General features: G+C 67.0%; 20 protein-coding genes. 10 read left to right on the top strand and 10 right to left on the bottom strand.

The features are described 5' to 3' along the window. The 3 genes from WKI94_RS05205 to speD all read right to left on the bottom strand — a co-directional run. Positions 1-718: ABC transporter ATP-binding protein (locus tag WKI94_RS05205; protein WP_337844713.1), on the bottom strand; the 718-nt coding region annotated here is incomplete at its 3' end. 4 nt (positions 719-722) lie between these two features. Beyond that, positions 723-1,868 carry an NEW3 domain-containing protein gene (locus WKI94_RS05200; protein ID WP_337844712.1) on the bottom strand — a complete coding sequence of 382 codons (1,146 nt, stop codon included), beginning with the start codon at positions 1,866-1,868 and terminating at the stop codon, positions 723-725. 69 nt (positions 1,869-1,937) lie between these two features. Next, positions 1,938-2,372 carry an adenosylmethionine decarboxylase gene (gene speD, locus WKI94_RS05195; protein WP_337844717.1) on the bottom strand — a complete coding sequence of 145 codons (435 nt, stop codon included), beginning with the start codon at positions 2,370-2,372 and terminating at the stop codon, positions 1,938-1,940. A 281-nt stretch (positions 2,373-2,653) separates the two neighbouring features. On the opposite strand from speD, the gene sdhC reads away from it, so the two are divergent. From sdhC to WKI94_RS05175, 4 genes are read left to right on the top strand one after another with little or no spacing between them, the layout of a single operon-like run. After that, entirely contained in the window at positions 2,654-3,019 is a 366-nt protein-coding gene (sdhC, locus tag WKI94_RS05190) for a succinate dehydrogenase, cytochrome b556 subunit (RefSeq protein WP_337844711.1), read from the top strand. Then, positions 3,009-3,404: a succinate dehydrogenase hydrophobic membrane anchor subunit gene (locus tag WKI94_RS05185; protein ID WP_337844710.1), complete on the top strand. Its 396-nt coding sequence runs from the start codon at positions 3,009-3,011 to the stop codon at positions 3,402-3,404. The genes sdhC and WKI94_RS05185 overlap by 11 nt, the downstream gene beginning before the upstream one ends. Before the next feature lies 1 nt (position 3,405). Continuing rightward, on the top strand, positions 3,406-5,139 hold the full coding sequence (gene sdhA / locus WKI94_RS05180) for a succinate dehydrogenase flavoprotein subunit (protein ID WP_337844709.1): 1,734 nt from the start codon (positions 3,406-3,408) through the stop codon (positions 5,137-5,139). An 8-nt stretch (positions 5,140-5,147) separates the two neighbouring features. After that, a complete protein-coding gene (locus tag WKI94_RS05175; RefSeq protein ID WP_337844708.1) occupies positions 5,148-5,846 on the top strand; it encodes a succinate dehydrogenase iron-sulfur subunit in 699 nt (232 codons plus the stop codon). A 60-nt stretch (positions 5,847-5,906) separates the two neighbouring features. On the opposite strand, the gene aspS is transcribed toward WKI94_RS05175, so the two are convergent. From aspS to WKI94_RS05155, 4 genes are all read right to left on the bottom strand, one after another. Further along, a complete protein-coding gene (gene aspS / locus WKI94_RS05170) occupies positions 5,907-7,175 on the bottom strand; it encodes an aspartate--tRNA(Asn) ligase (RefSeq protein ID WP_337844707.1) in 1,269 nt (422 codons plus the stop codon). A gap of 106 nt (positions 7,176-7,281) precedes the next feature. Beyond that, the gene (locus WKI94_RS05165) at positions 7,282-7,581 is read right to left on the bottom strand and encodes a hypothetical protein (RefSeq protein WP_337844706.1); all 300 of its coding nucleotides are present in this window, start codon (positions 7,579-7,581) and stop codon (positions 7,282-7,284) included. Beyond that, entirely contained in the window at positions 7,568-8,857 is a 1,290-nt protein-coding gene (locus WKI94_RS05160) for a phospholipase D-like domain-containing protein (RefSeq protein ID WP_337844705.1), read from the bottom strand. The genes WKI94_RS05165 and WKI94_RS05160 overlap by 14 nt, the downstream gene beginning before the upstream one ends. Continuing rightward, entirely contained in the window at positions 8,854-9,612 is a 759-nt protein-coding gene (locus WKI94_RS05155; RefSeq protein ID WP_337844704.1) for a TatD family hydrolase, read from the bottom strand. Before WKI94_RS05155 ends, WKI94_RS05160 begins: the two co-directional genes overlap by 4 nt. Positions 9,613-9,670: 58 nt before the next feature. Here WKI94_RS05155 and WKI94_RS05150 point away from each other — a divergent pair, with 58 nt between their 5' ends. Both WKI94_RS05150 and WKI94_RS05145 read left to right on the top strand, forming a co-directional pair. After that, positions 9,671-10,669: a lipocalin family protein gene (locus tag WKI94_RS05150; RefSeq protein WP_337844703.1), complete on the top strand. Its 999-nt coding sequence runs from the start codon at positions 9,671-9,673 to the stop codon at positions 10,667-10,669. A 27-nt stretch (positions 10,670-10,696) separates the two neighbouring features. Next, positions 10,697-11,344 (top strand): flavodoxin family protein, encoded by a 648-nt coding sequence (locus tag WKI94_RS05145; protein WP_337844702.1) that lies wholly within the window; start codon positions 10,697-10,699, stop codon positions 11,342-11,344. On the opposite strand, the gene tsaB is transcribed toward WKI94_RS05145, so the two are convergent. Further along, a complete protein-coding gene (gene tsaB, locus WKI94_RS05140; protein WP_337844701.1) occupies positions 11,341-11,889 on the bottom strand; it encodes a tRNA (adenosine(37)-N6)-threonylcarbamoyltransferase complex dimerization subunit type 1 TsaB in 549 nt (182 codons plus the stop codon). The two genes, WKI94_RS05145 and tsaB, sit on opposite strands and share 4 nt — an antisense overlap. Positions 11,890-11,917: 28 nt before the next feature. Here tsaB and WKI94_RS05135 point away from each other — a divergent pair, with 28 nt between their 5' ends. The 4 genes from WKI94_RS05135 to WKI94_RS05120 all read left to right on the top strand — a co-directional run bounded on the left by WKI94_RS05135 (position 11,918) and on the right by WKI94_RS05120 (position 17,574). Continuing rightward, positions 11,918-13,111: a sugar ABC transporter permease gene (locus tag WKI94_RS05135; RefSeq protein WP_337844700.1), complete on the top strand. Its 1,194-nt coding sequence runs from the start codon at positions 11,918-11,920 to the stop codon at positions 13,109-13,111. Continuing rightward, entirely contained in the window at positions 13,101-14,297 is a 1,197-nt protein-coding gene (locus tag WKI94_RS05130; RefSeq protein WP_337844699.1) for a carbohydrate ABC transporter permease, read from the top strand. Before WKI94_RS05135 ends, WKI94_RS05130 begins: the two co-directional genes overlap by 11 nt. A 69-nt stretch (positions 14,298-14,366) precedes the next feature. After that, a complete protein-coding gene (locus WKI94_RS05125; protein ID WP_337844698.1) occupies positions 14,367-15,620 on the top strand; it encodes an ABC transporter substrate-binding protein in 1,254 nt (417 codons plus the stop codon). Between the two features lie 58 nt (positions 15,621-15,678). Beyond that, positions 15,679-17,574, top strand: coding sequence for an aldehyde ferredoxin oxidoreductase family protein (locus WKI94_RS05120; RefSeq protein WP_337844697.1), 1,896 nt, complete (start codon positions 15,679-15,681; stop codon positions 17,572-17,574). On the opposite strand, the gene WKI94_RS05115 is transcribed toward WKI94_RS05120, so the two are convergent. Together WKI94_RS05115 and WKI94_RS05110 are read right to left on the bottom strand one after the other, a co-directional pair. Further along, entirely contained in the window at positions 17,512-18,186 is a 675-nt protein-coding gene (locus WKI94_RS05115) for a DUF58 domain-containing protein (RefSeq protein WP_337844716.1), read from the bottom strand. The two genes, WKI94_RS05120 and WKI94_RS05115, sit on opposite strands and share 63 nt — an antisense overlap. Then, positions 18,183-19,943, bottom strand: coding sequence for an adenosylcobalamin-dependent ribonucleoside-diphosphate reductase (locus tag WKI94_RS05110; RefSeq protein ID WP_337844696.1), 1,761 nt, complete (start codon positions 19,941-19,943; stop codon positions 18,183-18,185). Before WKI94_RS05110 ends, WKI94_RS05115 begins: the two co-directional genes overlap by 4 nt. Positions 19,944-19,946 lie beyond the last annotated feature (3 nt).

Raw genomic sequence — 19,946 nt, 5'->3', positions numbered from 1 at the left:
CGCGCCCCGCGGCCCCCTCCAGGAGGATCTCGTACCCACCCCCAAGCACCCTTTGGGCCAGCTCCTCCACCCGGCCCACCAGGGCGAGCCGGCCCTTATGGAAAAGCCCCACCCGGTCGCAGATCTCCTGCACCTGGTGAAGGAGGTGGCTGGAGAGGAGGACGGTGATCCCCTCGGCCTTCAGGCCCTTGATGAGCTCCAGAAACTCCCGGGCGGCCTCGGGGTCCAGGCCCAGGGTGGGTTCGTCCAGGATGGCCACCTTGGGCCTTTTGAGGAGGACCTCCGCAAGGCCGAGCCGCTGCCGCATCCCCCGGCTGAAGGCCGCGACCCGCCGGTCCCGCACCTCCCAAAGCCCCATGCGCTTCAAGACCTCCTCAATCCGGGCCCGGGCCTCCCCATCGGAAAGCCCTAGGAGGCGGCTGGTGTAGCGCAGGTTCTCCCAGGCGGTGAGCTCCCCGTAAAACCCCACCTGGTCGGGGAGGTAGCCCACCTTGGCCTTCACCTTGAGGGGCTCCCGCACCGGGTCGTGCCCCAGGACCCGGGCCTCCCCCGAGGTGGGCTCGGTGAGGCCCAGGAGCATAAGGATGGTGGTGGTCTTGCCCGAGCCGTTGGGGCCTAGGAGGCCGAAGACCTCCCCCTCGGCTACCTCCAGGTTCAGGTCCTCCACGGCCACCACCCGGCTGTAGCGCTTGGTGAGGCCCCGGGTTTGGATCACCATGGGCCTACCTCCGGCCGAAGCGGCTTACGGCAAAGCCCAGGACCAGGAGGGCCACCGCCACCAGGGCTACGCCCAAGAGGCCCCAGAGGGTGGAGGTGACCACTGTGGCCCGGTAGTCCAGGCTCTCGCTTACCCCTTCTTCCCCAGAGAGGGAGAGGGTGACCATGTAGTCTCCGGCCACCGCCTTGGGGGAGGGCTTGATGCGGGCGGTGACCTCCTGCTCCTGGCCAGGGTCCAGGGCGTCTATCCTCTCGGGCTCAAACTTCACCTCCCAACCCGAGGGCTCCAGGGCGCTGAAGGAGAGGTTCTTGGCGGGGGCGCTCCCCTCGTTTTTCACCAGGAGCTTCACCGGGTTTTCCCGGCCCGCGGTGACCCGGCCGGAAAGCCGCCCTTCCTTGGTGCTATAGCGTACCTCGGGGCGGCCCGTAACCTCCAGGGTGAGGGCGAGCTCCGCCTTGGCATCCCCCGCCTGGGCCCTTAGGGTGAGGCCATAGGTGTCCGCCTTGGTGTCCTTGGGTAGGGAGACCTCCACGTCCAGGTCCTTGCTCTCCCCGGCCTTGATGGGGAGGCTCGTCACCTGTTGGCTGCTGAAAGCGGGGGTGAAGGTCACCTGGAAGCCCTTAGGGGCCTCGTACTCCAGGGAGACCAGCAGGTCCTGATCGGACTCGTTCCTAAGGGTAACCCGATAGCGGAAGCTGCTCGTGGGGGGGCCTTTCAGGATGGGGAGCTCGGCCTCGAGGCTGAGCCGCTTGGGCAAGCCTTGCCCCACGATGAGGGCGAGGGGAAGGCTCGCCCGCTGGCCGAGCCCCTCGGCGGTGACCAGGAAGCGGTAGGTGCCGGGGCGCACCTCTTTTGGGGGCTGGAGCTTAAGGGTGAGGGTGGCCTCGCCGTCTGGAGCCAGGTAGACCGCCCGCACCAGCCGCCCCCCGCCCATGAGCACCGCCTGCCACCCCTGGGGCACCTCCGCCAGGCTCACCCGCACGGGGCCGGGCGGTAGGCCGTAGTTCTTCAGGGTTAGGGTCAAGGTTACGCTCTCCCCGGGCTGGACCCCGATCTCGGGGTAGGAGGTGCCCAGGGAGAGCCCCCGGAAACCTTGGGCTAAAGCCACACCCAGCGCCAAGAAGACCAGCGCAAGGAGCTTTCGCACCATACCTGCCTCCTTACATGAGGCTAGGTGGAAAGGATGAGTCCAAGATGAAAGGAAAAGGTCCCGGGCGGCCTAGCCCACCCGGGCCTCGAGGTACTCCCGCTCGCCCAGGACGATCTGCCGGGCCAGTTCCGGATCCTTGGGGAACTCCTTGCCCCGCTGGATCATGTAGGTCTCGTAGCGGCCGATCTCAAAGACCTCGGCCAGCTTCTTCAAGACCTTGCTCATGTCAAAGGCCTTGCAGGAGAAGATGTCAATGGAGAGGAAGCGCTTCTTGGGGAAGGTGTGGATGGCGATGTGGCTTTCGGCGATGATGACCACGCCCGTCACCCCGTCCTCCCCGCCAGGCCCGTAGCTGTAGACGAAGGGGGGCAGGACCTTGGTCATCTCCATTTCCTCGGGGAGCTCGTCCAGGACGCGCCGGACCAGCTCGGCGTCCCGGAGCTTTGCCGGGTTGGCCTCGTAGCCGTCCAGCATCAGGTGTGGACCAAAACCGAAGAGTTCCACCCGTACCACCTCCTTCCCGTGCCCCCCGGGGTATCCCCCTGCGGCACGCCCCCCATTATGCCCCCCCCTCCCCCCCCTGTCAATACCTTGTCCTGGCGCGGAAAACCCCTGGGCCCCCTCCCCAGGGTCTTGCCCTTCTCCCTTTCCCGGGGTCAGCGGGGGGTTTGCTCCTCTGGGAGAAGCCATTATACCCATGCGGGGTATAAGGGGCCCTTTGTGGCCTCCAGCAAAGCCCCTTCCCCGGGCCCCAGGTGTATGATGGGCCCTGGCAAGGAGGTGCCATGTACAGGGGCAGAGAAGGGCAGTGGGCGTTTTACCTGCACCGAATCTCGGGGCTTGGCATCCTGGTCTTTCTCATTCTCCACATCCTGAACATCGGGAGCGCCATGTGGGGGCCGGAGGTGTCCAACGCGCTCATGAAGTTCTACCACCAGCCCGTGTTCCAGCTTGGGCTTCTCCTCCTCATCGCTGGGGTGCTCTACCACGGCTTCAACGGCCTTAGGATCATCCTCCTGGACTTCACCGCCTGGGGGGTGCGCTACCAGCGGGCCCTTTGGTACGGGGTCTGGGTGCTCTTCGTGGTCTTTTACCTGCCTTTCCTCATCAAGATTGGGGGCGGGATCCTAGGGGGTAGCCATGGCGATTAAGTCCAAGCGGTACCAGGAGGCGAGGCTCGAGGCCAACACCAACCTCGAGCTCTACTGGTGGGTTTTCATGCGCATCAGCGGGGTGGTCCTGGCCTTCCTCCTCATCGGCCACATGTGGATGAACGCCATCTTGGCCGACCTCAACACCATAGACTACGAGTACGTGGCCAAGAGACTTTCCCAGACCACCTGGAAGATCTACGACTGGCTCATCCTGGCCCTAGGCCTCCTGCACGGGGCCAACGGGCTTCGCTACGTCGTGGACGACTGGGTCCGGGACCCCGCCAAGCGCTTCTGGACCAAGGTGGTGCTCTACAGCCTCATCGCCTTCCTCTTCTTCTACGGGAGCCTTTCCCTTTTCAACCATGATTTCGGGGTGAACTAGTATGGCGCACAGGCACGAGGTCATCGTGGTGGGCGCGGGAGGGGCGGGCCTGGCCACCGCCCTCTACGCCGCCCGGGAAGGCGCGGACGTGGCCGTGGTCTCCAAGCTCTACCCCACCCGGAGCCACACCGGGGCCGCCCAGGGAGGGATAGGGGCTGCCCTCGGCAACGTGGAGGAGGACCACTGGGAGTGGCACATGTTTGACACGGTCAAGGGGGGGGACTACCTCACGGACCAGGACGCCGCCGAGGTCTTCGCCAAAGAGGTGATTGAGGCGGTGGTTGAGCTTGAACACATGGGCCTCCCCTTTGACCGGCTCCCCAACGGCAAGATCGCCCAGCGCCGCTTCGGGGGGCACACCAAGGACTGGGGCAAGGCCCCCGTGCACCGGGCGGCCCACGCCGCGGACCGCACCGGGCACATGATCCTCCAGACCCTCTACCAGCAGTGCGTGAAGCTGGGCATCACCTTCTACAACGAGTTCCACGTCACGGACGTCATCCTGGAAGATGGGGTGGCCAAGGGCCTGGTGGCCTATGAGCTCGCCACCGGCGAGCTCCACCTCTTCCAGGCCAAGGCCATCGTCATCGCCTCCGGGGGCTTCGGGCGGATCTACAAGGTCACCTCCAACGCTTACACCCTCACTGGGGACCTCCAGGCCATCCTCTACCGCAAGGGCCTGCCCCTGGAGGACATGGAGTTCTACCAGTTCCACCCCACGGGGCTTTACCCCTTGGGCATCCTCCTCACGGAAGGAGCCCGGGGCGAGGGGGGGATCCTCAGGAACGCCCTGGGGGAGCGTTTCATGGAGCGCTACGCCCCCACCATCAAGGACCTGGCCCCCCGGGACATGGTGGCCCGGGCCATGTACCTGGAGGTACGAGAGGGGCGGGGGGTAGGCCCCAAGAAGGACCACGTCCTTTTGGACCTCACCCACCTGCCCCCGGAGGTCATTGAGAAGAAGCTCCCCGACATCACCGAGTTCAGCCGCGTCTACCTGGGGGTGGACCCCTTGAAGGAGCCTGTCCCCGTGATGCCCACCGCCCACTACGCCATGGGGGGCATCCCCACCACCCTCTGGGGTCAGGTGATCCGGGACGAGAAGAACACCGTGGTCCCGGGGCTTTACGCCGCGGGGGAGGCAGCCTGCGTGAGCCTCCACGGGGCAAACCGCCTGGGGACCAACTCCCTAGGCGACCTCGTGGTCTTCGGCCGCCGGGCGGGGATCCACGCGGCCCGATTCGCCAAGGACGCGGACTACCACGAGCTCACCGAGGAGCACCTGGGCCCGAGCCGGGAACGCATTGAGCGCATCAAGAACTCCACCGGCAAGGAGAAGGTGGCCCTCCTCAGGGCCGAGCTCCAGCAGTCCATGATGGACCACGCCTCCGTCTTCCGCACCGGGGAGCTTCTCAAGAAGCAGGTGGAGATCCTGAAGGAGCTCATGGACCGCTACCGGCACATCTCCATAGAGGACAAGGGCGAGGCCTACAACACCGAGCTCATCGAGGCCCTGGAGCTTGGGTACCTCCTCGAGGTCTCCGAGGCCCTGGTCCACTCCGCCCTGAACCGCACGGAGAGCCGGGGGGCCCACGCCCGGGAGGACTACCCCGAGCGGGACGATCAGAACTGGCTTGAGCACACCCTGGCCTACAAAGTGGAAGACGGCAAGGTGGCCTTTCGCTACAAGCCCGTGGTCCTGGGCCGGTTTGAGCCCAAGGCCCGCACCTACTAGGAGGCGGCATGCAGGTTACGCTCAAGGTGCTCCGGTTTGACCCCGCCAAGGATGGGAAGCCCCATTGGCAGACCTACCAGGTGGAGGCCGAGCCCACGGACCGGGTCCTGGACCTCCTGCACAAGGTCAAGGCTGACCGGGACGGAACCCTCTCCTTCCGGCGAAGCTGCGGCCACGGCATCTGCGGCTCCGATGCCATGCTCATCAACGGCAGGAACCGTCTGGCCTGCAAGACCCTGGTGAAGGACCTGGGGAACACCATCGCCGTGGAGCCCATCCGGGGCCTGCCGGTGGAAAAGGACCTCATCGTGGACATGGAGCCCTTCTTCGCCGCCTACCGGGCGGTGAAGCCCTACCTCATCAACGACGAGCCCCCGCCCCAGCGGGAAAGGCTCCAGTCCCCGGAGGAAAGGGAGCGGTTTGACCACGGGACCAAGTGCATCCTTTGCTCAGCTTGCACCACCAGCTGCCCCGTCTTCTGGGTGAACGGGACCTACCTGGGCCCCGCGGCCATCGTCCAGGCCCACCGCTTCATCTTTGACTCCCGCGACCGGGGTAAGAGGGAGCGCTTCAAGGCCTTGGGCTCAGGGAGCGGGGTGTGGCGCTGCCGCACCGCCTACAACTGCACCGAGGCCTGCCCCCGGGAGATCCCCGTGACCCAGCTCATAGAGGAGGTCAAGCGGGCCATCCTCTTTGACCGGTTCTAAAACAGCCCACCGCGGGCCTTGCCCGCGGTGGGGCCCCCTATAGGAGCGTGGGGAGATGGGTTAGGGGGTAAGCCGGTGCCGGTCCCGGGGGAAGGCCCGGGCGTAGCGCACGTTGGGAAGACCCAAAAGCTTTTGCGTGAGCCGCTCGGCCCCGATGGCGAACCCCCCGTGGGGGGGCATACCGTACTTGAAGACCTCCAGGTACCCCTGGAAGCCCTCGGGGTCCATGCCCCTGGCCTTTAGGCTCTCTACAAGGTCCTCGTAGCGGTGGATCCGCTGCCCGCCGGAGGTGATCTCCAGGCCGCGGAAGAGAAGGTCAAAGCCCCGGGTGGTGCCGTCGGGCTCGGGGTGGGTGTAGAAGGGCCTTAGGGCCTGGGGGTACTTGGTGACGAAGAGCCAGTCCGTGCCCCAGCGGTGCTTGGCGTACTCCCCAAGGAGCCTTTCCGCCTCCTCGGAGAGGTCCTGGCCCACGGGGTAGCCGAGCTCCTCTTTCAGGATCCTCCGGGCCTCCTTGTGGGTGAGGCGGGGGATGTCCTGAGGGAAGGAGGGCCACTCCGCCTCAAGAAGGCGGATCTCATCCCCCGCGCCCGTGAGGGCCTCTTCCAGCATCTCCTGGAGGAGCTTTTCCTCTAGGTCCATGACCTCCTCCTCGCTCTCAATGAAGCCCATCTCCACGTCCAGGGAGAGGTACTCGTTCAGGTGGCGGCTGGTGTGGTGCTCCTCCATGCGCCATACGGGGGCCACCTCGTAAACCCGCTCAAACACCCCCACCAGGATCTGCTTGTAGAGCTGGGGGGACTGGGCCAGGTAGGCCCTTTTCTCAAAGTAGTCCACCCCGAAAAGCCCCGAGCCCCCTTCCGCCCCGGCGCGCACCACCTTGGGGGTGAAGATCTCCGTGAAGCCTTCCCGGTCCAGGTACCGCCGGAAGCCCCGCACCAAGGCGGCTTGGACCTTTAGGGGGGCGCGGGCTTTCTCGCCCCTTAGGGTCACGTAGCGGTACTCCAGGAGGGTGTCGGGGTGGGCCCGCCACTCCTCCTTGGGGATCTCCACCGGGGTGGGCTCCAGGGCGGGGGAGAGGACCTCTATGGCCTCCGCCTGGACCTCGAGGCCCCCCGGGGCCTTGGGGCTTTCCACCACCACCCCCCGCACCTTGAGGCTGGACTCGGGTAAGGGGAGTTTCTGCCCCCCGGTCACCACCTGGACAATCCCCGTCCGGTCCCTTAGGAGGAGGAACTGGATCTTGCCCAGATCCCGCCGCCAGTGCAAAAAGCCCCAAAGCTCCACCTGTTTCCCCACGTGTTCCCTTAGGTCCTTTACCAGAACGCGCATCTTCCCTCCCTAAGCCGAACCCCCCCGGCCATGGCTTGCCGGGGGGGTTTTCAAGCCCCCCTGTTAGGCGTTGTTCAGGGCCACGGGGTGCATGTTGCCCTCCAGTTTAGGGGGCGGCCTCCCCCGCGTCAAGCGCCTCCCAGGCCAGGATCAGGCCGGGGAGGGCCTCGAGGGGGGCCACGGTGAAGAAGTCCGCTTCCTCCCAGCGCCGCCTGGCCCAGGTGCCGGAAACGCCCTTGAGGGTGCGCTCTTCCGCCTCCTCTAGAAGAAGCCGCCGCTTCACCAGGCGCACATCCCCTTTAGGGGAAAGGTATATCCGGAAAAGGAGGTTCCCCCGGCGCTTCTCCCCCACCCAGTAACCCTCCTCCTGAAAGACCTCGTAGCCTAGGGCCTCAAGGGCCTCCACCCACCACCTCCAGCTGGCTAGGGTCTTCCAGGACGATCTCGTAGTACCCGGCGTAGATCACGATCCGCCCCCGGGCCAAAACCCTCTTGCCCAGGTAGCTTTGGGGGAAGGGCTGGGCGAAAAGGCCGTAGCTTCGGGGGAAGACCACAAGCCTTAAGTCGCTTTCCCCTTCCCCGAAGTGGAGGAAGGCCACCGTGCCCCGGTCCTCCACCCGCCGGATGACCCCTTCCACCGTGGCCACGCGCCCGTAGTGCTGGGGGGCCTCCGTCCAGAGGATCACCCCTTCCAGGGGGGGCAGGGCAAAGGGGTTTTCCGGAAGCGCCTTGGCCCAGTCCTCTTCCATGACCTTTAGAAGCCTTCTCAAGGCCTCCCCCTGCCCCAAGCGCACGGAGAGCTCCCGGTTGGCGTTTAGGCTGTTGGCGCTCAGGTTGATGCTCCCCACCAGGGCTTCTTCCCCGTCCCGCACCAGGACCTTGGCGTGGACGTAGGGGGAAGGGAGGAAGCGCACCTCGGCCCCCGCCTCCCTAAGCTCCAGGGCTCCCTGGAGGAAGTAGGTGTCCCCTTCCTCCTGGGGGCTTCCCAAAAGCCGCACCTTCACCCCTCGCTTCAGGGCGGCCTTCAGGGCCTCCAGGACCTCCCGGTCGGCCATGGCCTGGTGCTCCAGGAAAAGCTCCCGCCTGGCCCCCTGGATCATCCCCAGGAGGACCTCCCGGGCGTTCCCCTCCCGAACGCCCCCTAGGGTGCGGCTTGGGGCCCAGACCAGCTGGGCCCGGCTCAAGTCCAGCCGTTTCCCCGTCCAGTCCGCTTGGAAGACCCGGCGGATCTCCCGGACGCTTTCCGGGTCGTCCAGGATGAGGGCGTACTCCCGGTTGGCGCTGAAGGAGCTGCCGGTGAAGTTCATGGTGCCCACCCAGGCCTTCTTCCCGTCCACCACCAGGCTTTTTTCATGGACGAAGACGAAGCGGAAGGGCTGGGTGAGCTTTACCTCCACCCCCCGGTCCTTTAGGGCCTGGTAGACGGAGAGGTCCACCCGACCCCCGGAGGGCTCCCGCTCCAGGAGGACTCGCACCTTAACCCCCCGGGCCACCGCCTGGCCCAGGGCCTCCACCAGGTCCGTGCGGCTTGGGGTCCAGAGGTACATCTTCACCAGGATCTCTTCCCGGGCCTCCCCGATGAGCTCGAGGAGGGGCGCAAGGCCGTCTTCGGGCTCCACCACCAGCCGGGGCGCGGCCAGGGCCAAGCCCAGGAGGAAAAGAAGGGCGAAGAGGCGCTTCATGCCGACCACCGGAAAAGGCCCTCGGCGTTTTTGTCCGTGAGGGCCTCCGCCTCCTCAAAGCTTACCCCAAGGGTCTCGGCCAGGCGGGCAAGGGTGTGGCGCACCCAGTGGGGGCGGTTCCGTTGGCCCCGGAAGGGCTCTGGGGGGAGGAAGGGGCTATCCGTCTCCACGAGAAGCCTCTTTCGGGGAAGCCTCCTTGCCGCCTCCCTTAAGGCCTCGTTCTTCTTGTAGGTGAGGGGGCCGGCGAAGCTGAAGTAGGCCCCCGCCTCGAGGCCTGCCCTCTCCAGGGCGGGGTGGCCAGAGAAGGCGTGAAGCACCGCCTTCTTGGGCCGGTTTTGCAGGATCCACCCCGCAAGCTCCTCCTCCGCCCTCCCGTCCTTGCTGCGCACGTGGAGGATAAGGGGAAGGTCCAGGGCCTCCGCCAGGGCCGCCTGAAAGTCCAGGGCCCTGAGCTGGGCGGGCCTGGTCTCTGGGGTCCAGTGGTAGTCCAGCCCCGTCTCCCCGATGGCCCGCACCCGGGGGTGGCGGGCGTAGTGCCTTAGAGCCTCCTCCACCTCCGGGGAGAGGAGGTGGGCGGAGGTGGGGTGGAGGCCCACCGTGGCGTAGACGTTCCCCTGGGCCAGGGCCAGGGTCCTCTCCCAGCGGGTGGGGTCCACCCCCAGGGTGAGGACCGCTTTCAGCTCTGGGAGGTGGGCCTGGGCCTCCTCGAGCTCCTTTGGGTCCAGGAAGTCCAGATGGGCGTGGGTGTCGGTCACGGGCCTTACTGTATCGCAGGCCAAGGAGGGGGTAGGGCTTTTGGGTATCATTGGGAAAATGAGGCTTAGCCTTTGGGTTCTCCTCCTCCTTTCCGCCTGCGCGCCCACCTTGCTCCGGGTGGACCCCCTTAGCCTTCCCAACCCCGCGGACTGGGACCCCAAGCCCGCCCCCCTGGAGTGGTGGTACGCCTCGGGTTGGGTGGGGCCCTACGCCTTTCACTTCGCCTTCTTCAAGGCCTTTCCCCCGCCCGGCTACCGGATCTTTGGCCTGCCGGGGGAGCTTTTCGGCCCCTTCCATGCCGTCCATCTGGCCCTTACCGACCTCAGGACCGGGGAAAGGCGCTTCCTCGAGGCTTCCGACTTCCTGGCCCCTAAGGGCGAGGCCCATATAGGGCCCAGCCTGGAGCTCGGAGCCTACCGCTTCTTCCGGGAAGGGGAGGGGTTCCGCCTTCAGGCCCCCCTTCTGGACCTCCGCTTTCTTCCGGCGAAGCCCCCGGTGGTCCACCCCCCCGGCTACTCCGGCACGGAGGCCACGGGGCGGATGTGCTACCAGTCCTACACCCGCGTTGTTGCCCTGGGCAGGGTGGGGGAGGAGGCCGTCCAGGGGGAGGCCTGGCTGGACCACCAGTGGGGGGAGCAGCTTTCCGGGGTCTCCGCCACCTGGGACTGGTTCGGCCTCCACCTCTCCGACGGCTCCGAGCTCATGGCCTACCGGGTCAAGGACCGGGAAGGCCGGGTGGTCCAGGTCCTGGGGAGCCGGGTGGACCCCATGGGCCGGGCGGAGGCCCTGGACCTTAAGCTGGAACCCCTTTCCACCTGGACCTCTCCCTCAGGCCGCACCTACGCCCTGGCGTGGCGGCTTTGGGGAGAGGCCTTGGACCTCCGCTTGGGGGCCCTCTTTCCGGAAGGGGAGATCCTTTCCCGCACCACCCGTGTGGCCTACTGGGAAGGGCCGGTGGTGGGGGAGGGGACCCTCCTTGGCTACCGGGTCCGGGCCCGGGGCATGGGGGAGTTCGTGGCGGGGGCTTGGCAGCCCGAAGTGAGCCCGATATACTAAAAGAGGTTTAGTCGTTGGGTGATGAGTATGGGCTTACGCGTCTTAGGCGTCAACGCCTCGGCCAGAACGGATGGGTTTACCGCGGAACTTTTGGAAAGGGTTTTGGAAGCTGCCCGGGACCAGGGGGCGTACACGGAGCGGTTGGACCTGGTGAAGCACCCCTTTCCTTTTTGCGCGGGGAACTACTCCCTGGACCCCGCGGCCTGCGGCCCCGAGACCTGCGTCCAGGGGCCGTGGGACGGGTTCGGCCCCATTGCGGAGCGCATCCTGAAGGCGGATGCGGTGGTCTTCGCCACCCCCGTCTACTGGTTCAGCGTCTCCGCCCGGCTGAAGGCCCTTCTGGAGCGGATGACCTCCATGGAAAACCAGGGCCTTCTTAACCTGGGCAAGCCCATGGCTCTCCTGGCTGTGGCCGAGGAGGAGGGGGCTTCCCAGGCCCTTTCCCAGATGCTCCTCCCCTTGGCCTACATGGGCTTTGTCCTGGCCCCCCTGGGCCTGGTCTATGCCCACCGCAAGGGGCTTGGGCGCCTGGAGGAGAACCCTGAGCTCCTAGAGGACCTCCGCATCGCCGGGGAAAACCTGGTGCGCATGGCCCAGGGGCTCAAGGGGATCCCCTTCCGCGAGCCCCTCCCCAGCCACCTCTACCCCACACCTCCCAGGGTGGCCGCGGACTAGAGGTAAAGGGGGTTGAGCCCAGGGTGGGCGAAGGGGAGGAGCTCATAGAGGGCCCGAGGGTCCGGCGGGGCGTCCAGGAGGAGGGTTCCCTGGGGGAGCTCCTCCGCCTTCCAGCGGGTGGGAGGGTGGAGCTCCACCGGCTTCCCCTCGCGCTTGGCGTAGGTGGCCCCGTAGTAGAGCCGGTTCCTAGCGGTGAAGAGGGGGGTGAGGGAAGGTCCTCCCTCCTCCAGAAAGGGCCAGCAGGCCGCCAGGAGGGAGTTCACCCCGTAGACCCGGGCGGAAAGGGCCAGGGCCACGCCTTCCCCCGCAGCCAGGGCGATGCGGATCCCGGTGTAGGAGCCCGGGCCTTCCCCCAAGACCAAGGCGCCGATCTCCTCCTTTCCCACCCCCACCTCCTCTAGGAGCTCGTCCATGAGGGGGAAGAGGTGCTCCTCGTGGCGCCGTTCCAGCCGCACCACCCGCCCAAGCCCCTCCTCCCCCCGGAAGAGGCCCAGGGCCAGGTAGGGGGTAGCGGTGTCCAGGACCAGGGTCCACACGCCCCCCATCTTATGCCCTTAGGTATACTTTCCCGGGATGCGGTTCTATCCTTTTCCCCTTGCCCTTGGGCTTGGTGTGCTCCTCACCCTGGCGGCCCACGCCCGGGCCCTGGGCTTCCTTCCCCTTTGGGGGGAGTACCTGGCCCTGGGCTTCTATGGGACCGTGGCCCTTTGGGGCCTGCGCTGGGGGGGGCGGTACGCCCTTCTCCTCCTTGGGCTTTTCGCCTGGGCCTGGCCCTGGGCGCCGGTGCTGGCGGTTTTGGCCCTTTTCCTCCTGGAGGGCCACCGCCTTCCCGAGAAGGATCAGGGGGCCTTTTACGGGTGGCTTTTCGTCTGGCCCTTTTTGGCCCTCCTCCTCATCTGGCAGGTTTTTCCCACCCTTTACGCCTTCTACCTCAGCCTTTTTGAGAAGGTGAACTTCCTGCGGAAGGCGGAGTTCGCGGGCCTGGAGAACTACGCCATCCTCCTCCGGGACCCCCTCTTCTGGCGGGCTTTGGGCAATACCTTCTGGTACGTGCTCTTCACCGTGCCTACCGGGCTTTTTCTGGCCACGGGGGTGGCCATCCTTCTAAACCTGCGCATCGCCTTCCAGGGCCTTTACCGGACCCTTTTCTTCCTGCCCTACATCACCGCCCTCACCGCGGCCGCTGCGGTGTGGCGTTGGATCTACCACCCCGGGTTTGGCTTCCTGAACTGGCTTTTGGGCACCCCGGGCCTGGACTGGCTCAACACCCCCAAGGGGGTCTTCGCCTTCCTGTTGGAGCCCTTGGGCCTCGAGGTCCAGGGCTTTCTTGCGGGTCCGAGCCTGGCCTTTTTGGCGGTGATGGTCATGAGCCTTTGGCATTTCCTGGGGTACCAGGTGGTCATCCTGTTGGCGGGGCTTCAGAGCATCCCCAAGGAGTACTACGAGGCCGCGGAGTTGGACGGGGCGAGCTTTTGGCAAAAGCAGCGCCACATCACCTGGCCCCTCCTTTCCCCCACCCTCTTCTTCCTCTTAACCTTAGGCCTCATCGGGGCCTTTCAGGTCTTCACCCAGGTCTACGTCCTCACCCCCACAGGGGGGGTTTTGCAGGACACCCTCACCGTGGCCTTTTATCTTTACAACAAGGGCTTTAGGGATGCGGACTTCTCCTACGCCAGCGCCATCGCCACCCTCACCTTCCTCCTCATCCTGGCCCTGACCCTCCTCCAGCGCCGGATCCTGGAAAGGCGGGTGCACTATGGGGCGTAGCCTGGGCACCTTCCTGGTGCACGCCCTTCTCCTCTTCGGGGGGGTCATCATGGCCTTCCCCTTCTACTGGATGCTGGCCACCAGCCTCAAAAGCCCGCAGGAGGCCCTTCAGGCAAAGCCCATCTGGTGGCCTGAGCGGATGAAGCCAGAGAACTGGCTCAAGGCGGCCAGGCTGGGGGATAGCCCCCTTTGGGGGGGGGTGGGCCCCGGGCGGAGCCTCGAGCTCCGCTTCCCGGCCCCAGAGGGGGAGGAGGCCCCCCGGGCCTTCGTGCCCCGGACCCCGGGGGCCTTCGTGGACCCCCGGGCGGAGGGGACCCGGGTGGAGGTGGCGTATGGGGAGGGGGCCTGGCGCATCCGCCTCCAAAACACCACGGAGGAGACCTTCGGGGTCCTACCCCTGGTGGTCCTCTGGCCCAAGGCGTTGCCCCTCGATCCCCCCCTCCCTCCCGATGCCCTGCGCTCCCAGGGGGAGTTCTGGCGGCTGGAGTGGGTGAACATCGCCCCCGGGGCCTTGGGGTATGTCTTCCACAACTACCTCGAGGCCTGGCGGGCTGCCCCATGGGGCCGCTATTTCTTCAACAGCTTCTTCACCGCCCTCACCCAGGTGGCGGTGGGCCTCTTCCTGGCGGCCCTGGCGGCCTTTGCCCTGGCCCGCATCCCCTTTCCCGGGAAGGAGGGGGTGTTCGTCCTCATCCTGGCCACCATGATGGTGCCGGGGGAGGTCCTCCTCATCCCCAACTACGTCCTTCTGGCCCGGCTGGGCTGGTTGGACACCTACTACGCCCTCATCGTCCCTTGGTTGGCCTCGGTCTTTGGGGTCTTCCTCCTGCGGCAGTTTTTCCTTTCTCTTCCTCAGGACCTCTTTGACGCGGCCCGCATAGACGGGGCAGGGCCCTTAACCCAGCTTTTCCGCATCGCCTTGCCCTTGGCCGTGCCGGGCATGATCTCCTACGGCATCTTCACCTTCCTTGGGGCCTACAATGCTCTCCTTTGGCCCCTTATCGTTACCCAGCGCCCGGAGATGCGCACGGTGCAGCTGGGGCTTCAGGCCTTTGTCCAGGAGGCGGGCTCGGACTACGGGGCCCTGATGGCCGCAAGCACCTTCGTCATCCTACCGGTCATCCTGGGCTACTTCCTGGCCCAGCGCCAGTTCACCGAGGGCATCGCCCGCTCGGGGCTCAAATGACCCGCTGGGCTACCCTGGCCTTGACGCCCATCTGACCGGGTTCAGGGTAGACTGGGGGCGGTGGTGTCTATGAAAGGTTGGCTTCTTCTCCCGGCGGTGTTGAGCCTGGCCCTGGCCCAGGGGGCCAAACCCGAGGACGCGATCAAGGAGCAGTGCGCCAAGGCCAAGGTGGTGGCCGAGCTTTGGCACGGCTTTACCGGCGGGGCCCCCAAGGCCGCCCTGGAGAACCTGGTGCTGGAGTTCAACAAGACCCAGCAGGGCCGGTGCGTCCGCCCGGTGCCCCAGGGGGGCTACCGGGACCTTTCCACCAAGATCAAGGCCGCCTTCGCCGCGGGCAATGTGCCCACCATGGCCCAGGCCTACGAGAACAACATCGCCCTTTACCTCGAGGCCCAGGCCCTCCTCCCCATTGAAACCCTGGGCGTCCGTCTCCAGGGGGTGAACCTCACCTTCCTGAACGGGGTCCGCTTTGGGGGCCTGGTCTACGGGGTGCCCTTCAACAAGAGCATCCAGGTCCTCTACTACAACGCCGACCTCCTCCGCAAGCACAAGGCCAAGCCTCCGGCCACCCTGGAGGAGCTCGTGGCCCTAAGCCGCCGCCTGTCTCAGGCGGAGGGGGGCCCGGTCTACTGGTTCCAGCCCGACGCCTCCACCTTCGCCTACTTCTTCTTCAACCTGGGTGGGGAGTACCTGAAGGGGGGCCGCCTGGTCCTGAACTCCAAGGAGGCGGTGGAAGCCCTAAGCCTCCTCCAGCGGGGGGTGAAGGAGGGCTGGGCCAAGGCCATCACCTCCGGCTACATCAACCAGAACCTGGGCGCGGGGCCCTACGCCTTCAGCGTGGACACCTCCGCGGGCTACACCTATTACCGCCAGGGGGCCAAGTTTGACCTGGGGGTGGCCACCCTGCCTGGAAGGAAAGTGGGCCAGCCCGGGTATGGCCTGGTTCAGGGGACCAACCTGGTGGTTTTCCGTAATAGCCCCAAGGAGACCCAGGCGGTGGCCAAGGACTTCCTCCAGTTCGTCATCAGCCCCCGGGCCCAGGCGGTCTTCGCCACGGCCACGGGGTATGTGCCCGTCACCGAGGCTGCCCTCAAGGACCCCGTATACCAGAGCTACGTGGCGGAGAACCCCGATTTCGCCACCATCGTGCGCCAGTCCCGCTACGCCAAGCTGGAGCCCGCCCTGGCGGAGTGGGAGCAGATCCGCTTTGACATCCTGGGCCAGGCCATCAAGGAGGCCATCCTAAACGGGGTGGATCCCAAGACCGCCCTGGACAAGGCCCAGAAGCTGGCGGAGGACCTCCTTTCCGGCAAGACCCGCTAAGGCCAAGGACCCTTAGCCCCGGCGCAAGACCCCTTGCGCCGGGGCGTATACTTAGGCCATGCCCAAGGGCTACCACGACCGCGTGGCCTTCGTGGACCTTTCCACAGGCCGCATCTGGTACGAGCGCTACGGAGAGGCCTTCTGGCGCCGGTACCTGGGGGGGCGGGCCCTCTCCGCCTACCTCCTCCTCAAGCACGTGCCCCCGGGAGCAGACCCCCTGGGCCCAGAAAACGCCCTGATCTTCGCCCCCGGGGTCCTCACCGGCACCCCCATTTCCGGCTCCGGCCGCAACACCGTGGCCGCCAAGAGCCCCCTCACTGGGGGGTATGGGGATGCGGAGGGGGGCGGCTTCTTTGGGGCAGAGCTGAAAAACGCCGGCCTGGACGCCCTGGTGGTCCTGGGGCGGGCGGAAGGTCCCGTGTACCTCCACGTGGAGGGGGGCGAGGTGCATCTCCACCCCGCCCCTCATCTTTGGGGCAAGGACCCCTTGGAGGTGGAGGCCCTCCTCAAGGAGGCCCACGGGCCCACCACCCGGGTGGCCCAGATCGGGCTTGGGGGGGAGAACCGGGTGCTCACCGCCAACGTCATCCACGACCTGGCCCACTTCGCCGGCCGGGGGGGGCTGGGAGCGGTCATGGGGGCCAAGGGGCTGAAGGCGGTCTCCGCCCGGGCCAGGCCCACCAGCCGGCCTGCCTACCATGACCCCGAGCTCCTAAAGCGCCTGGCCCGGCGCATGGTAGAGGAGCGCATGGAGCGGGCCGCGGGCCTGGTCACCATGGGCACCGTGGGCACGGTGAAGCCCTTTAACCTCCGGGGGGTCCTCCCCAGCCACAACTTCCTGGACGGGTACCTGGAAGGGGCCGAGGCCCTGGATGGCACCAGCCTGGATGCCCTAGGCATCCGCATCGGCCGGGACACCTGCTACGCCTGCGCCATCCGCTGCAAGCAGGTGGTGCGCATTGAGGGCACGGGCCGCTACGATGTGCGCCCCGAGTACGGGGGGCCGGAGTACGAGGGCCTGGGGGCTTTGGGCTCCACCTGCGGGGTCACCGATCCCTATGCGGTGACCAAGGCCAACACCCTCTGCAACCAGTACGGTCTGGACGTGATCGGGGTGGGGGTGACCATCGCCTGCGCCATGGAGGCGGTGGAAAAGGGCTATCTGGACGATGAGGGCTTGGGCCTACGCTTTAGCAACGGGGATGTCCTCATCGCCGCCATAGAGAGGCTCGTCCGGAAGGAGGGGCGTTTGGGGGAACTTCTGGCCCAGGGGGCCAAGCGGCTTGCGGAGATCCTGGGCCACCCGGAGCTCGCCATGCACGTGAAGGGCCAGGAGGTGCCCATGCACGACCCCCGGTACAAGCGCGCCCTAGGGGTGGGGTACGCGGTGAGCCCCACGGGGGCCGACCACAACCACAACCTCCACGATACCGCCTTCGCCAAGGAGGGCCGGGCCCTGAAGGAGCTCCGCTTCTACGGGGAGGACTTCGCACCCTTGCCTGTGGAGGACCTCTCCGAGGCCAAGGTGCGGATGCTTTGGGCCAAGACCCGGGAGCGGGGCTTCGTAAACAGCCTGGTCCTCTGCGATTTCGTCCCCTGGACCCCAGAGGAGTGGCAGGAGGCGGTTTACGCCGCCACCGGCTGGCGCCTTTCCCCCGAGGAGATGCTTCAGGTGGGGGAAAGGACCCTACAGCTCACCCGGCTCTTCAACCTGCGGGAGGGCATCGGGCCAGAGGAGGACCGCCTGCCGGAGCGCTTCTTCCAGCCCTTCCGGAAAGGGAACCTCGAGGCCCGGCTGGACCCCGAGGCCTTCCAGGAGGCCCTTAAGGCCTACCGGCGCCTAGCGGGGTGGGAAGGGGGCGTGGACCCTGGCCGGTTTTCGGCCCTGGGCTTAGAGGAGTTCCAGGACGCCCTGGCGCACCAGGCTGGGAAGGGGGGCCTCCCCCACCCGTAGGAGGGCGTACCGCCCCCGCCTTAAGGCCAGGCGCCGCAGGGCCTTAAGGTGCTCGGCCAGGGCCTCCTTGTAGCCCGCCACCTCCTCCGGCCCCACGGCCAGGCTCTCTCCCGTTTCCACGTCTTGGAGGAGGGCCTCCCGGAAGGGGGGGCTGAGTTCCGGAGGGGCCAACACCTGGACCAGGACCACCCGCCGGGGAAGGAGGCGGGCCCAGGGCAGGGGGTCCAGGCCGTCCGTGAGGAGGACCAAAACCCCCCTTCCCGGCCTTAAGGCGGTGAGGGGGCCCCGTTCCAGGCGGGCGCTTGCGTCTTCCTGGCGGGCGATCTTGAGGAGAAGGCGGGCCACCTCCTCCGCGTAGGGGAGCTTCCCGTGGAGGCGCATGCTTTCGCTCTCGTCCAGGAAAAAGCGGAAGCGGGCCCGCTCGGGGGCGGTTTCCACCCGGGTGTAGAGCCGGCCCGTCTTGGCGTAGGCCCGCCAGTGGACCCGGCGCACCTCGTCCCCTTCCGCGTAGGGGCGGAGCTCGTAGAACTCCCCTCCGGTGCCCTTCCTCCGGGCTAGGCGCTCCCCGGGGTAGGGGAGGTGGGGGCGGGTGGCGATGCGGTAGCGGGTCATGGGGCCTGGCAGAAGGTGCACACGCCCAAGGGGGGTAGGGGCTCTATGACCTCTTCCCGGCTACCTTCCCGGAAGACGGTGATCCCCTTGCACCCCTCCTTCCAGGCTGCGAGGAAGAGCTGTTCCACGGTCTCCTTGGGGGTTTCCCGGGGCAGATTCACCGTGGAGGAGATGCTCTGGTCCACGTGCCGCTGAAGCACCGCCTGGAGGCGCACCCGCCGGAAGGGATCCACCTGGTGGGCCGTGGGCCAGTCCGGAAGGCCCTTTCCGCCCGCCTCCCGATAGCGCTTCAGAAGGGGGTGCTCCGCCAGGTAAACCTGCCCCCCCGCGTGCCGGAGGTAGGTGAGGGCGAAGATGGGTTCTATCCCGCTCGTCACCCCAGCCAGGAGAGAGATGGAGCCCGTGGGGGCGATGGAGAGAAGGGCGGCGTTGCGGAGCCCCTTTTCCACCCCCAGGAGGAGGGGTTCGGGCAGGGCCTGGATGAAGGGGCTTTGGAGGTGGGCCCTGGGGTCAAAGGCGGGGAAGGCCCCCTTGGCTTCCGCCAGGCGGGTGCTTTCCCAGTAGGCGGCCTCCTTGATGCGCCGCAGGGTTTCTTCCGCCAGGGCCAGGGCCTCATCCGAGCCGTAGGGGAGGCCCAGCATGGCCAGGGCATCCGCCAGGCCCATCACCCCAAGCCCGATGCGGCGGCTTCTTAAGGAGGCCGTCCTTTGGGCCTTGAGGGGGTGGCGGTTTTTGCCCAGGTCCACGATGGCATCCAGGAAGCGCACCGCCCCCATGGCGGCCTCCTCCAGGGCGGCGAAATCCAGCCGGGCCTTAGGGGTGAAGGGGGCCCGGACGAAGGCCGCCAGGTTCAGGCTCCCCAGGTTGCAGGCCCCGTAGGGCTCCATGGGCACCTCCCCGCAGACGTTCACCCCTTGGACCTCGAGGCCCCCGTACTGGGCCGTGGCCCAGGTGCGGATCCGGTCCCAGAAGAGGAGGCCAGGCTCCGCACTTTTCCAAGCGGCTTCCACCAGGGCCTGCCACACCTCCTTGGCCTCCACCACCTTCCGGATCTCCTCCCGGGGCGTGGTGAAGCGTAGCGTCCAGGGGCTGTCTGCCAGGGCGGCATCGAGGAAGGCGTTCGTAACCCGCACGGAGAGGTTGGCGTGGCGGATGCGCCGCCTCTCGGGATCGGTTTTGGCCTCTATGAAGGCGGGGAGCTCGGGGTGGGTGTCGGAGAAGGTGAGCATGAGGGCTCCCCGCCGGCCGCCGCTTGACCCCATGACCCCCGCCAGGGTGGAGAAGAGCTCTAAAAAGCTCACCGCCCCCGAGTTTTCCACCCCGGCGTTGCCCACCTTGGCCCCTCGAGGGCGGAGGACGTCTGCGTTGGTGCCTACCCCGCCCCCGTAGGCGAAGGTGCGCATGGCCTCTTCCAAAAAGCGGGCGATGCCCCGCACGGAGTCTTCCCGGATGGGGATGAAGTAGCAGTTGAAGAGGGTGCTCTTCCGCCAGTTCCCGAGGCCAAAGAGGATCCGCCCCCCGGGGACGAAGCGGAAGTCCGCCAGGAGCCTCAGCACCTCCCCTTCTGCCCCCCGCTCCACCCGGGCCACCCCCAGGGCGAGCCTTTGCCAAAGCTCCTCGGGGGTGGCCTCTAGAAGGCGGCCCTCCTCATCCCGAAGGGCGTAGCGGCCGAGGAACACCCCGGCCCGCAGTTCGTCCCCCCCAAAGAAATCCAGAGCCAGCCGCCAGGCTTCGTCTTCCCGGTATCCCTTGGGCACCCC

It is taken from the genome of Thermus sp. (genome assembly GCF_037444525.1).
Taxonomy (GTDB): Bacteria; Deinococcota; Deinococci; order Deinococcales; family Thermaceae; genus Thermus.
The sequence above is the reverse complement of the archived record's forward strand: the minus strand, read 5'-3'. Positions and strand labels throughout refer to the sequence as shown.

Bases quoted from the DNA above. Each gene is read 5' to 3' on its own strand.
- sdhA (WP_337844709.1), top strand. From the start codon at position 3,406: ATGGCGCACAGGCACGAGGTCATCGTGGTGGGCGCGGGAGGGGCGGGC.
- WKI94_RS05150 (WP_337844703.1), top strand. From the start codon at position 9,671: ATGAGGCTTAGCCTTTGGGTTCTCCTCCTCCTTTCCGCCTGCGCGCCC.
- aspS (WP_337844707.1), bottom strand. From the start codon at position 7,175: ATGCGCGTTCTGGTAAAGGACCTAAGGGAACACGTGGGGAAACAGGTG.
- WKI94_RS05175 (WP_337844708.1), top strand. From the start codon at position 5,148: ATGCAGGTTACGCTCAAGGTGCTCCGGTTTGACCCCGCCAAGGATGGG.
- WKI94_RS05125 (WP_337844698.1), top strand. From the start codon at position 14,367: ATGAAAGGTTGGCTTCTTCTCCCGGCGGTGTTGAGCCTGGCCCTGGCC.
- WKI94_RS05115 (WP_337844716.1), bottom strand. From the start codon at position 18,186: ATGACCCGCTACCGCATCGCCACCCGCCCCCACCTCCCCTACCCCGGG.
- WKI94_RS05135 (WP_337844700.1), top strand. From the start codon at position 11,918: ATGCGGTTCTATCCTTTTCCCCTTGCCCTTGGGCTTGGTGTGCTCCTC.
- WKI94_RS05200 (WP_337844712.1), bottom strand. From the start codon at position 1,868: ATGGTGCGAAAGCTCCTTGCGCTGGTCTTCTTGGCGCTGGGTGTGGCT.
- sdhC (WP_337844711.1), top strand. From the start codon at position 2,654: ATGTACAGGGGCAGAGAAGGGCAGTGGGCGTTTTACCTGCACCGAATC.
- WKI94_RS05145 (WP_337844702.1), top strand. From the start codon at position 10,697: ATGGGCTTACGCGTCTTAGGCGTCAACGCCTCGGCCAGAACGGATGGG.
- WKI94_RS05130 (WP_337844699.1), top strand. From the start codon at position 13,101: ATGGGGCGTAGCCTGGGCACCTTCCTGGTGCACGCCCTTCTCCTCTTC.
- WKI94_RS05120 (WP_337844697.1), top strand. From the start codon at position 15,679: ATGCCCAAGGGCTACCACGACCGCGTGGCCTTCGTGGACCTTTCCACA.
- WKI94_RS05160 (WP_337844705.1), bottom strand. From the start codon at position 8,857: ATGAAGCGCCTCTTCGCCCTTCTTTTCCTCCTGGGCTTGGCCCTGGCC.
- tsaB (WP_337844701.1), bottom strand. From the start codon at position 11,889: ATGGGGGGCGTGTGGACCCTGGTCCTGGACACCGCTACCCCCTACCTG.
- WKI94_RS05185 (WP_337844710.1), top strand. From the start codon at position 3,009: ATGGCGATTAAGTCCAAGCGGTACCAGGAGGCGAGGCTCGAGGCCAAC.